Raw genomic sequence first — 12,895 nt, forward strand, 5'->3', positions numbered from 1 at the left:
ATCAGCTGCGGAAGGCGCGCAGCCGCGCCAATGACGAGTCCTTGCCCAGGATCACCATGGATTCGAACAGCGGGGGTGAGATCCGGCGGCCGGAGACGGCGGTGCGGACTGGGCCGAACGCCAGCCTCGGCTTGATGCCAAGGTCTTCCACCAGGGCCTGCTTCAGGGCGGTCTGGATGTTCTCTGCGCTCCAGTCCCCGATGGGCTCGAGCGCGGCCAGCGCGGCGTCGAGCACCTCGTCCAGGTTCTGGGGAAGCCCCTTGCGTGCGTCGTCAGCGATGTCGATGGCGTCGTCGTTCTTGAACAGGAAGGCGAGCATTTCCGGTGCCTCACCCAGCAGGGAGATGCGCTCCTGGATCAGCGGCGCCGCTTCGGCGAGGATCTCCTCGTGGCGCGGGGTCAGGCTGTCCCCCACGAACCCTGCAGCCTGGAGGTACGGGACCAGCCGGCCACGGAAATCCTCCGGATCGAGCATGCGGATGTGGGTGCCGTTGATGGCTTCGGCCTTCTTGATGTCGAAGCGCGCCGGATTGGCCAGGACGTCCTTGACATCGAAGTTTTCAATCAGCTGGTCCACGGTGAAAATGTCTTCGTCGGCAGACAGGCTCCAGCCCAGCAGCGAGAGGTAGTTGAGCAGACCCTCGCGGATGAAACCGCGGTCACGGAGCAAAAAGAGGTTGGACTGCGGGTCACGCTTGGACAGCTTCTTGTTGCCCTCGCCCATGACGTACGGAAGGTGGCCGAAAACGGGCATGTAGCTGGCCACGCCGATGTCCATCAGCGCACGGATCAGCACCACCTGCCGGGGAGTGGAGGACAACAGGTCCTCGCCGCGGAGGACGTGCGTGATCCCCATCAGGGCGTCGTCAACCGGGTTGACCAGCGTGTACAGCGGGGAGCCGTCCGCGCGGACGATGACGTAGTCCGGGATGCTGCCCGCCTTGAAGGTGATCTCGCCACGCACCAGGTCCGTGAAGGTGACGTCCTCGTCGGGCATGCGAACGCGCAGCACGGCTTCGCGGCCTTCGGCCTTGAACGCCGCCACCTGTTCGGCGGAAAGATTGCGGTCGAAGTTGTCGTAGCCCAGCTTGGGGTCGCGGCCGGCGGCCCGGTGGCGTGCCTCCACTTCCTCCGGCGAGGAGTAGCACTCGTAGGCGTAGCCGGCCTCGATCAGTTTGGCGACGACGTCCTTGTAGAGGTCCAGGCGCTGTGACTGGCGGTACGGCTCATGCGGGCCGCCGACTTCCACGCCCTCTTCCCAGGTGATGCCGAGCCACTTCAGCGCCTCGAGCAGCTGCTGGTAGCTTTCCTCCGAGTCGCGCGCGGCGTCCGTGTCCTCAATGCGGAACACGAACGTGCCCTTGGTGTGCCGGGCGTGGGCCCAGTTGAAGAGGGCCGTGCGGATCAGACCGACGTGCGGGGTGCCGGTGGGCGAAGGGCAGAACCGGACACGCACGGGAGTGTCGGCGGTGACTTCACGGAGGGCAGAGCTGGAGACGGCGTTCGACGCAGAAGGAGTAGTCATAGTGACTCCAACTTTACCGCCTGCATCATGGGGGAATTCGTCGTCCACTCCCCGGTTGGCTGCAGCTCCGAAAGCAGAACAGCCGCCACGCTTAGGCGTGGCGGCTGCCGGGAATGCCTGGCGAATCAGGCTAGCGGCGGACGATGGGGTTGGAAAGCCTGCCGATGCCCTCGATTTCGACTTCGAAGCGGTCCCCGGCCTGCACGAGATCGACGCCTGCCGGGGTGCCTGTCATGATGACGTCGCCGGGCAGGAGGGTGAACGCGCTCGAGACGATGGAAACGAGTTCCCGGACGCCGCGGATCATCTGGTTGGTGCTGCCGTCCTGGCGGAGCTCGCCGTTAAGCCGGCCTTTGATGGACAGGTCCTCGGGGTCAAGCTCGGTCTCGATCCAGGGTCCGAGCGGCGCGGAGGTATCGAACCCCTTGGCACGGGCCCACTGCAGATCGGTTTTCTGGACGTCCCGGGCGGTGAGGTCGTTGCCGCACGTGTATCCGAAAATCACGTCGTCCGCGCGCTCCTCCGGAACGTCCTTGCAGATCCGCCCGATCACCACGCAGAGTTCGGCCTCGTAGGAGACTTCGTCCGAGAACTCCGGAAGCACGACGGGATCATTCGGACCCACCACGGAGGTGTTGGGCTTCAGGAACAGCAGGGGGTGCTGGGGTACTTCGTTGCCGAGTTCGCGGGCGTGTTCCGCGAAGTTGCGTCCCACGCCGATCACCTTGCTGCGGGGAATGATGGGTGCCAAGAGGCGGACGTCCTCCAGCTTGTGGCGGACGTGGGTGCGTTCCACGCCGTTGAAGAAGGGGTCGCCGTTGATGACAGTGATTTCCTCACTGCCTGGCTCGCCTTCAACGACGCCGTAGAGGGGATCAGAATCAACTACAAACCGGGCAATACGCATGGCCCCAAGCCTACAGTCTCACCCGGGTGAGCCCGCCGCGCACCCGGGGGTTCCCGCTGTGGGTGCGCGTCAGAGCCGCTCGCGCAGTGAGCGCAGGTACTCCAGCTGGGCTGCCACTGAATTCTCTGCCGCGCGCCGCACGGAAGGGTCGACGTCGGCATAGACGACATCGGTGACCTCCGCGATATCCGGTTCCCCGCCGAGCCCGGCGAGGGCCGCGCGGATCTGGGACAACCGGTCCAGCCGGTGGCTGCGGTAGGCCCGGACCACGGCGTCCAGCGCCGGCAGGACAGGCCCGTGGGCGGGCAGCACCGTGGCTGGCCCCAGCCGTTCCAGCTGGTCGAGGGAGGACAGATAATCGTCGAGCCGGCCGTCCGGGTGGTCCAGCACCGTGGTGCCGCAGCCCAGGATGGTGTCGCCCGTGAGCACGGAACCGGCAGGGCCGTCGAGGGGCAGGTGGAAGCAGACCGAATCGGAGGTGTGTCCCGGAGTGGCCAGGACCCGGACCTCCGTTCCGGCCACGGAGATGACCTCGCCGGGCTGGAGCGGTGCCCCTGCGGTGCAGTGTGCCGGGTCGGCGGCGCGGACCGGGGCACCCGTCAGTTCATGGAGGCGTACCGCCCCTGCCGTGTGGTCACGATGACGGTGGGTGATCAGGATCAGCTTCACGGAACCGGCTGCCAACTCGTGCAGGTGCGCCTCGTCGAGCGGGCCAGGATCCACCACGGCAGCACCCGGATGCCCGGCCGCGGCTATGACGTACGAATTGGTGCCTTCCAGGCTCATCGGCCCGGGATTGGGCGCGAGGCGGAAGCGCGTCAGGGGGCTGCTGGCGGTCAATGCATGGCTCGAGGGCTCAGACGTCACAAGTACATCTTTGCACCAGCGGCCGTTCAGACAAGCAGCAGGGAGACCTCAGCGCTGTTCAGTCGGGCTGGCGCACCCGCCCCCGTGGGGCTCAGCCAAAGTTAACGCCCGACGGCGGCCCCCACCCAAGGTGGGGACCGCCGTCGTTCGCGTTGTTTGCCGGGCGGACCGGCTCAGGCCAGCCTGGTGAGCCAGCCGTGCGTGTCCGGAACCGTGCCCGTCTGGATTCCCAGAAGGTGCTCACGAATGGCCATGGTGGTTTCGCCGGCTTTGGCATCCTCGGAACCGATAAATTCAGTCTCGTCCTTGAGGACGCCGATGGGCGTGATGACCGCTGCCGTCCCGCAGGCGAAGACCTCGGTGATGTCGCCGGAGGCCACGCCGTCCCGCCATTCATCCAGCGTGATCTTGCGTTCGCTGACTTCCCGGCCCATGTCCTTGGCCACCTGGATGACGGACATCCGCGTGACGCCTTCCAGGATGGTGCCCGTCAGCGCCGGGGTTACAAGCGAGCCGTCCTTCAGCACGAAGAAGACGTTCATGCCGCCGAGTTCCTCAACCGCGTTGTCGTTGAACTGGTCCAGGAAGAGCACCTGCTTGCAGCCGTTCGCCTCTGCCTCCTGCTGCGCGATCAGGGAGGCCGCGTAGTTTCCGCCGCACTTCGCGGCACCGGTGCCGCCGCGGCCTGCCCGGGCGTACTGGCGCGAGATCCAGATGGAGACGGGCCTGAGCTCGCCGCCAAAGTAGTTGCCGGCCGGGGAGGCGATGACCCTGAAGGAGACCTCGCGGGCTGCCCGAACGCCCAGGAACGCCTCGGTGGCAATCATGAACGGACGGAGGTAGAGGGCTTCGCCGTCGCCCGAGGGAACCCATTCCTTGTCCGCTGCCACGAGTTCGCGGACGGCACCGAGGAAGTACTCTGCGGGAAGTTCCGGCAGGGCAAGACGGCGGGCCGACTGGTTCAGGCGCGCGGCGTTGGCCTCCGGGCGGAAGGCCCAGATGGTGCCGTCGGCATGCCGGTATGCCTTCAACCCTTCGAAGATCTCCTGCCCGTAGTGCAGCACGGCTGCGGACGGGTCCAGGGTGATAGGACCATAGGCCTCAATCCTGGCATCGTGCCAGCCGCCGTTTCCGTGTTCGTCGACCCTGTAGTCAACGATCGCAGTGTGGTCGGTGAAGTAGTTGCCAAATCCCGGGTTTGCCAGGATGGCTGCACGCTCTTCAGCAGACTTCGGGGTTGCCGAGGGATGCTGGGTGAATTCGACGCCATGGGCAGTCTGAGTCATGGTTCCTCCACGGTCGGCTGCCTGGCATGTGAACGTGGTTCAGCATCGGACCACGGCAGCATATTGGTGATTCAGGTCAAGCTTACGCCTGAAGGACGCGCCTAAACGGCAGCGGCGATGGCGTCCCCGATGGCCTTGGTGCTGCGTACTTCACTGCCGCGGCTTTCGACGTCGGCCACCACGGCGGCTTCGATCTTCTGCGCCGCGGCAGAATAGCCGAGATGCTCCAGCAGGAGAGCCGCCGACAGGATGGCAGCCGTTGGGTCCGCCTTCTGCTGCCCGGCGATGTCCGGTGCAGAACCGTGAACGGGCTCGAACATGGAGGGCGCTGTGCGGTCCATGTTGATGTTGCCGGAAGCGGCGAGACCGATGCCGCCTGTGATGGCCGCAGCAAGGTCCGTGATGATGTCGCCGAAGAGGTTGTCGGTGACGATCACATCGAAGCGCGCGGGATCAGTGACCATGAAAATGGTGGCGGCGTCGATGTGCAGGTAGTCATGGCTGACCTCGGGGAATTCCTGGGCCACGGCCTCGACCGTGCGCTTCCACAGGTGTCCTGCATACACCAGGACGTTGTGCTTGTGGACCAGGGTCAGTTTCTTGCGCGGGCGTTCGTTGGCACGCCGGAAAGCGTCGCGTACGACCCGTTCCACGCCGTGGGCTGTGTTCAGCGAAACCTCCGTGGCCACTTCATGGCGTGTTCCGCCCCGCAGCGTGCCGCCGTTGCCCACATAGGGGCCTTCCGTACCTTCGCGGACCACGACGAAGTCGATGTTCCCCGGGTTGGACAACGGGCTTCCCACGGTGCCGTAAAGCCTGGAGGGGCGCAGGTTCACGAAGTGGTCCAGGCTGAAGCGCAGCTTGAGCAGCATCTCGCGTTCGATGATGCCGGACGGGATCCGGGTATCTCCGGGGGCTGCACCTACGGCGCCGAACAGGATGGCGTCGCGGGTCCGCAGATCCGCCAGCACCTCGTCGGGGAGGGTCTCGCCCGTCTCGAGCCAGTGCTGCGCGCCCAGCTTGTAGTGGGTCTGTTCGAGAGTGACGCCCTCGGCCGCGACCACCTTTTCGAGGACCTTGAGGGCTTCGGCGGTGACCTCGGGGCCAATACCGTCGCCGGGGATGACAGCGAGATTGATCGTTGATGCGCTCATGTTTTTCAGAGTAGCCAAGCGATCCACATTCTGGTCAAACCGTCTCATTATTCAGACAGCGGAGATTGCGGCTTACTTGGACGGCACCGGTGACGCGACCACGGCCACGTTCTTGCCCCAGAGGTCCTGGGTAAAGCAACTGACGAGCACGAGGCGGTTAGGAACCACAGACCAGATGGGACTGTCCTTCAGGGAGGACTTCGTATAAGTCGTGACTGAGTCCACCTTGTAGCTGAGCTTTGCCTTGGCAGTGACGACGGTGAGTATGTCCCCCGGGACTGCGGCTGAGCTGAGGTGGTTAAACGGCGCGTCCTGGCCTTCCCAGCTGTGGCCGATGACGTAGGTCGTGTTCACGGAGCCGACGCCGGGCTGGCCGAAGGGTGTGAGCCAGTACCCGTCCATGGTCTCCGGTGGCACGATGGAGCGGCTGTCGACATCGCCGCCGCCCGGCTTCAGGGGGTGCACTGCTATGTCCATGCCGGCAGCAGGATAGATGATGCGTTGCGGAGGTGCGGCGGTAATAACCAGCGGCTTTGTGGCCGCAGACGGCTTCGGGGCCGCAGGTTTTGCGGGAGCGGCGGCCTTGCCCGCGGCGGAAGCTGTTGCAGGGGCGGCAGGTACCGGGAATTGGGTCGTGGGCGCGGCAGGTGAATACCGGGCAGCAGGCGCGTTCACGGCGGCGGCGGGTGACAGGCCGCTGCCGCCTACGCTGTAGATGAGCCAGGCAGTCAGGATCCCCAGACAGCAAAATGACAACACAAGCAGGTCCACGTAGCTGAGCAGCAGTCTTCGGCTGCCCCCACGCTCCGTCTCCCTGTTCTGTCGATGGCTGCCCATGGCTCCTCCTTGTGGCGGGAATCGGAAAGGAGGGTGCCACGTCCCAGCCACGTGGCACCCTCAAACCGCTACCGTTCAGCTGTCAAGCTTCCTGGCCCGGGCCCCGCCCCGCGCCAGGACTACGGCGGACAGGCCCGTAAAGAGGGCTGTCAGGGCGGCCAGCCAAGCAGGAATCCCGCTCTCGGTTCCGCCGCCGGCAGCCGTCTGCACGTTGTAGCCCGCATTGGTCGCAGGAGCTGCAACGGGCGCCGCCGCGACGGGTGCCGCCGCTGCAGGAGCAGCCGCTGCCGGCTTCGCCACTGGCTTTGCCGCAGGCTTGACCACCGGCTTCACCACCGGCTTCACCACGGGCTTGGCGACTGGAGCATCGGGCACCACAACCGCCGGCGGTGCTACCACCGGGGGTGCCACAACCGGAGCCTGCTCCTCGGCCGGCGGTTCCTCGGCTGAAGGCTCCTCCGCCGCTGGCTCCTCGGCGGGTGGCTCCTCGTACGGCGGCTCCTGGTAGTCGTCGTCCGGCGCTACGTAGCAGGAATCGTCATAGTGCCCGCCGTTGCCGTTCCCGTTGTTCCCGCCGTTGCCGTCGTTCTGATGGCCGTTGGTGGAGTTTTCGTTAACGTCGATGATTACTTCCGGGTTGGTCTCGGAGCCGGTTTCATGGCAGATGGTGACCGTGTCACCAGCCTGCCCGTTGCCCGGCGTGGCGATGGCCGGGAGTGTGGTGCCCAAAAGTCCAAGACCCACAAGCCCCACTGCCGCGATAGTTCGTTTCATTTCATGTCCCTCCATACCGTGATCAAACTGACCGGACCGATCGCGGCATTTCCGTCCCACACGAACCACTGTCTGAAGGTCAAACGGTGGAATAGAGGTGATGGATACTCCCAATGACGCCGTCAGTCTGCTTGCAATCTCAGGGTAGGATGCGGTGCCGCGGCAGTCCCGAGTAGCCAGTACGCCTTATTCGGAGGCCTTCTACTCGGTGGCGTCGGCCTTCGCGCCCGTTTGTACCTGCCACCACTTGGTTACGCACGGCGCGGGTTGGGTACAAAAGAAAAAGGCCCCCGCGCCCTGGGTGAAACCGGGTGCGGGGGCGCCGGCAGCAACCGCCGGAGAAATCAGGGTCAGCCTTCGGCCGGCTCCTCATACTTCGGGAAGACCGGGACCGGCGCGGGCAGGCTGGTGCCGGGCACGATCGGCACGGGGATCGCAGTGAACTGCCGTGCGTCGCCTTCCGGCTGACCCAGCGCGCCGAGCAGCGTGGCCATGGCGCCCGGCATGACAGGCTGCGCCAGGATTGCCACGATCCTCAGCACTTCGAGCGTCACGTACAGTACCGTCTGCATCCGTTCGACGTCGGTCTTCCGCAGAACCCACGGGGCCTGTTCGGCAAAGTATGCGTTGGTGTCGCCCAGTACGCCCCAGATCGCTTCGAGTGCGCGGCTGAATTCCTGCTTGTCAAAGGCCGCACGGGCCTGGTCGAGCAGGGCGTTCGCCCGGGCAAGGATGGCCTGGTCGGCAACGGTGAAGGCCCCGGGTACCGGCACGAGCCCTTCACAGTTCTTCGCCACCATGGACAGCGACCGCTGGGCGAGGTTGCCGAAGTTGTTCGCCAGGTCGGAGTTCATCCTGCCCACGATTGCCTCGTGGTTGTAGCTGCCGTCGGCGCCGAAGGGGACTTCGCGGAGGAAGAAGAAGCGGACCTGGTCGAGGCCGTACTGCGCCACGAAGTCCTCGGGGGCCACAACGTTGCCCAGGGACTTGGACATCTTGACGCCGTTGTTGTTGAGGAAGCCGTGGATCATGATGCGCTTCGGCAACTCCAGGCCGGCGCTCATCAGGAAGGCGGGCCAGTAAATGGCATGGAAGCGCGAGATGTCCTTGCCGATGATGTGGACGTCCGCGGGCCAGTACTTCCTGAAGGACTCAGACTCCGTGTCCGGGTAGCCGGCGCCCGTCAGATAGTTCGTCAGGGCGTCGACCCAGACGTACATGACGTGCTTGTCGTTGCCCGGCACCGGGACACCCCAGTCGAAAGTCGTGCGACTGATCGACAGATCCTCCAAACCGCGCTTCACGAAGCTGATCACTTCGTTGAAGCGGTATTGCGGGGCACCGAATTCCGGCTGCGACTCGTAGAGCGCCAGCAGCTTGTCCTGGTAGTTGGAGAGGCGGAAGAAGTAGCTTTCCTCCGCGGTCCAGGTGACCGGGGTGTCGGTCTCCTTGGTGTACCGCGCGCCGTCCTCCTTGACCACGGTGTCGTCTTCCCCGTAGTAGGCCTCGTCACGGACGGAGTACCAGCCCTCGTATTTGGACAGGTAGATGTCCCCGTTGGCTTCCATCTTCTTCCAGATGGCCTGGGAGGCGGTGTAGTGGTCGGCGTCCGTGGTGCGGATGAACCGGTCATAGGAGATGCCCAGGGCGGCATGGGCCGCCTTGTAGATTTCCGCGTTCCGGTCCACGAGTTCCTTGGGAGTGACGCCTTCCTTTTCCGCGGTCTGGGCGATCTTCAGTCCGTGCTCGTCAGTGCCCGTCAGGAACATCACGTCGTAACCGTCGAGCCGCTTGAAGCGGGCCATTGCGTCGGTGGCAATGTATTCGTACGCATGGCCGATGTGCGGCACACCGTTGGGGTACGTGATGGCCGTCGTGATGTAGAACGGGCTCTTGTCTGGGGAAGTCACGGGCGGAAAGTTACCTTTGGTGCGGAGGGATGGATCTAGATCAGTTCCGTCAGCGTATCGCTGAGCCGGACCAGTTCGTGATCATGTGAAGCAACGAGCACGGCAATGCCATCGGACGTGGTGTCCTTCAGGATGCTGATGATGCGGTTGGCGGACGCCCGGTCCAGGCTTGCCGTAGGCTCATCGACCACGAGCACGCGGGTTCCCAGAATGAGGGCCCGGGCAATGGCGACGCGCTGGCGCTCACCGCCGGACAGCTGGGCCGGGCGGTGCCGCATCCTGCGGCCCAGGCCCACCAGGTCCAGCAGGTCCTTGGCCATGTCCCGGCGCTGGTCCACTTCGCCGTCGGGGACAGCCGGCAGCAGGACGTTCTCGAGGGCGCTCATCCCGTCAATCAGCGCCCCGCCCTGGTCGACGTAGCCGATGAGAGCACGGCGGCGGTCGGCGATCTCGTCGTCGCCCATGCTTTCGAGCGACTCGCCCTCCCACAGCACCCGGCCCGACGTCGGCAGTGTGAGACCGGCTCCCACCGTCAGGATGCTGGTCTTGCCGGAGCCGCTGCGGCCGGCGACGCAGTGCATCTCGCCGGCGTGCAGCGTCAGGTCGAATCCTTCCACAACGCTGACGGCGTCGGCTCCGCCCTTGCCGCCGCCGTAGCGGATGGTGATGTTGTTCAGTTCCAGCGGTGTACCGTGATCGGCGGCCTTGACGAGGGTGTTGGCGCGCGTCTGGAGCGAGCCTTCGCCGTCGTCGTTCCCGCGCGCCCGGCGAAGGTTAAGGTCGTTGGTCATTGGACTACTTTCGTTGCAATCGGAATCCAGCAAAGTACGGCCACGAGCCCGGCCACGGCGGCCCAGAGCGCGGCATAGGGAGCGAGGAGCAGCCCGACACCGAGGGCGCCCAGGACGCCGAGCGGCACCGCCACCGCGCCCACCAGGACATTCTCGAAGAACCGGACCTGCCCAAGCATGTCGGGGTTCCATCCCATTGCTTCAAGCGTGCCCAGGTACTGGCGCTTGGCCTGCAGCTCGAAACGCCCGGTCACGAGGGTCAGCAGCAGTCCGACGGCAACGCCGGCGATGCCAAGGATGATGCTCGGCAGGGCGACGCTGGCAGCGGCCACTCCGCTCAGTGCGCTGGCGCCGGCCGCGCGGGGGATGTCGATCAGCAGTGCGATCAGGCCGCCGACTGCCGCGCCGAACACTCCGACGGCCACCGCGAGCGAGATGGCATTGAAGCGGTTGGTGGTGACTTGCCGGTTGGCGAACGTCAGGGGCGAGTCCACCGCGATGAGCCGCTCGTCGTGCTGCGGCTCCTGGTCCACCTCCTCGCGGTGCCGCAGCTGCTGCGCGGCGAAGAACGCCGCCGCCGCATACAGCACCAGCACGGATGCCGAGACGATCACCGTGGCAAGGTTCCAGCTCAGCAGGCTCAGGATGATGCCGGCCACTGCCAGCAGCCCGGCGCCCACAGCGAATTCCTCCAGGACCCACGAGCGGATCTTCCGCTGGGTCCAGCCCATAGCGCGGAGCGTACCGGCCTCGCGGCGCCGCTGGCGCACGTAGCTCACGGTTGATGCACCGGTCAGCAGCGCTGCGCCGCACAGAGTGAGGAAGAGCAGCGTGATGTTCGTGGCGGTCAGCGAGCCGCTCACGGCATCGGCGGCGTCCTGCCTGACCCATGACTGCTGGACGGTGCCCAGTGCAGATTCCTTGCCGGCGCCGTCCTTTGAGTAGCCGGGGACGAAGATGTTGGCGTCCTCGCGCGCGGAGCCAGCCACGACCGTGGCTTCCAGGCCCATATCACGGATCTCGTTGGCCAGCTTCTCTACTTCCGGCTGGACCTGCTTCCAGCTTCCAGGCGCCGCAGCGCGCACACGAACGGCGTCAATGACCGAGGCGTTCTTCTCATATCCACGGGCGGCCGCCAGGCCGTAGTAGTCCGTGATGGCGCCCGCGGACTGGCTGACCAGCCCCGTGGCGCTCAGCGACGGCTTCAGCGTGGTGTTCTGGACGTCCTTGCCGTGCGCATCCTTGGTCAGGGTCAGCGGCGTGGGGTCGTAGCCTCCCAGCGGGAGCCTGTTGACGTCGCCGGCTGCTTCCTGAACGGCGGCGGGATCGAAGGTCCCATAAACCATGGCGAGCGGAGATGCGAGCTTCTCCCCCGTCTCGAGGTTGTCCCGGTAGGAGCGCTCATCGACGGGATTGCGCTGGGTCTGGTCTACAGGTTCGCCTGCCGCCGTCTTTTCCGGAAGGCGGTTAACGGTTACCCACTCGCCGGGCGTCGCGGTCTTGTCCACTGCGCCGTTGGACGCGGTGGAGCCGTCTGTGTACTTGGGCGCGGAGGCAAAATTCGTGCTCCACGTGGCAGGGGTGTAGAGGCCGCGCCCGAAGCTTTCCGGGTTCCCCAGCAGCTTGGAGTGGTCCGTGGACCCCGGCCAGGAGAGGGCGAAGGGCGACTTTGATACGAACGGCAGGTAGTCCTTGCCGAGGGACCGGTCAACCGTTCCGACGTCCTTGACCACATTTCCGGCATCATCGATTTCCTCGATCTTCACCGAGTACTTCAGGTCGAGAGCTGTGCCCGAGCGGACAATCAGCGGAATCGCCTGGGAATCCTCAGTCAGCTGGCCGCTGAGCTTTGCCTGCTGGTACTGGGTCATCAACGGGGCCCAGTACTTGAGCTTTACGCCGAGGAAGTCCGGCCCCTCTTCCAGTTCCTTCATGCTGATGCCGCTGGTGAAAAGGCTTTCAAAGTGCTGTCCCACCGCAGCGGCGTTGCGGGCATCTGCGGGCGGTGCCTTCTCCAGTGGGGCCAGGAAGTCTCCAGCGGTTCCGAGCAGTGCGCGCTCGGCAACGGGGTCGACGGCGACCACGGACTCTGTGACCTCCGGTGCCATGGGCAGCGCAACGGTGAGGTTGAAAAGGTTGTGCTCGGACCCGCCTGCAGGAGCGGGGAACTTGATGCCCGTCTCCCCCTCGGGTCCGGCGATCCGGATGCTCTTGCCGCCGGCCGTTTCCTCTTCGACGAGTCGGCCCTTGCCGAGCGTCCCCTCTGCCGTGGACTTGAACAGCGTCTGCTCGGATGAGCCGTCCGAACTCGTGGCACTGGCCGTCAGCCGGTACTTCTTGGGGGTGTCCTCCAGCACCGACTCTGCCGCAGGCCATTTGCTGGGATCGGTTGCGCTCGGGTCTCCGGCCGTGGCTGTGCCAACGAGTCCAGAGTTGAAGCCGAGGTAGTCCATCGCTTCAAGCCTCGGCGCCTCGAGGTTCTGGGTGACGCGGGACACGAGGCTGATCGGCGCCGCGACGGAGGTGCCCTGGAGGTCCCGGAGGCCCTGCAGCTGGTCGAAGCTGATGCCGCCCTGGCCTGTGGCGATGTCCGGCTGCATTAATGCGCCTCCGGTACCGGCCTTGGCCTGGACCAGGATGTCGTAAAGCCCGCGCGAGTTTTCGTCCACTGTCCGGTTCAGCGCGGCCTGCGACTGGGTTTGGACCAGGACGGACAGACACATGGCGGCGATCAAAATGGCAGCGGTCAGCAGCAGCACTTTGCTTCTGATGAACCTCTGGACGGCATTCATTGGGCTCCCTGAAACCTGGATGGCGTGCGCACGCCTCATCACCGTTAAAGGC

Annotated in this window: 10 protein-coding genes; all 10 read right to left on the bottom strand. The window is 65.3% G+C overall.

What is annotated here, in order from left to right:
* Position 1: 1 nt before the first annotated feature.
* Complete coding sequence (gene gltX / locus AC6CH3_RS03830) at positions 2-1,525, bottom strand: glutamate--tRNA ligase (RefSeq protein ID WP_498131191.1); 1,524 nt, start codon at positions 1,523-1,525, stop codon at positions 2-4.
* A gap of 130 nt (positions 1,526-1,655) precedes the next feature.
* Positions 1,656-2,432 (bottom strand): fumarylacetoacetate hydrolase family protein, encoded by a 777-nt coding sequence (locus AC6CH3_RS03835; protein WP_498131192.1) that lies wholly within the window; start codon positions 2,430-2,432, stop codon positions 1,656-1,658.
* Between the two features lie 69 nt (positions 2,433-2,501).
* Positions 2,502-3,299, bottom strand: a complete 798-nt coding sequence (locus AC6CH3_RS03840) for an MBL fold metallo-hydrolase (protein WP_498131193.1) — start codon at positions 3,297-3,299, stop codon at positions 2,502-2,504.
* Between the two features lie 173 nt (positions 3,300-3,472).
* The gene (locus AC6CH3_RS03845; RefSeq protein ID WP_498131194.1) at positions 3,473-4,585 is read right to left on the bottom strand and encodes a branched-chain amino acid aminotransferase; all 1,113 of its coding nucleotides are present in this window, start codon (positions 4,583-4,585) and stop codon (positions 3,473-3,475) included.
* Between the two features lie 101 nt (positions 4,586-4,686).
* Positions 4,687-5,739, bottom strand: a complete 1,053-nt coding sequence (locus tag AC6CH3_RS03850; protein ID WP_498131195.1) for a 3-isopropylmalate dehydrogenase — start codon at positions 5,737-5,739, stop codon at positions 4,687-4,689.
* Positions 5,740-5,811: 72 nt separating this feature from the next.
* A complete protein-coding gene (locus tag AC6CH3_RS03855; RefSeq protein ID WP_498131196.1) occupies positions 5,812-6,576 on the bottom strand; it encodes a class F sortase in 765 nt (254 codons plus the stop codon).
* Between the two features lie 75 nt (positions 6,577-6,651).
* Positions 6,652-7,350, bottom strand: a complete 699-nt coding sequence (locus AC6CH3_RS03860) for a hypothetical protein (RefSeq protein WP_498131197.1) — start codon at positions 7,348-7,350, stop codon at positions 6,652-6,654.
* 350 nt (positions 7,351-7,700) lie between these two features.
* Entirely contained in the window at positions 7,701-9,260 is a 1,560-nt protein-coding gene (gene metG, locus AC6CH3_RS03865; protein WP_498131198.1) for a methionine--tRNA ligase, read from the bottom strand.
* Positions 9,261-9,295: 35 nt separating this feature from the next.
* A complete protein-coding gene (locus AC6CH3_RS03870) occupies positions 9,296-10,051 on the bottom strand; it encodes an ABC transporter ATP-binding protein (protein ID WP_205653709.1) in 756 nt (251 codons plus the stop codon).
* Complete coding sequence (locus tag AC6CH3_RS03875) at positions 10,048-12,843, bottom strand: ABC transporter permease (protein ID WP_498131199.1); 2,796 nt, start codon at positions 12,841-12,843, stop codon at positions 10,048-10,050. The genes AC6CH3_RS03870 and AC6CH3_RS03875 overlap by 4 nt, the downstream gene beginning before the upstream one ends.
* Positions 12,844-12,895 lie beyond the last annotated feature (52 nt).

It is taken from the genome of Arthrobacter sp. GQ119 (assembly GCF_059759125.1).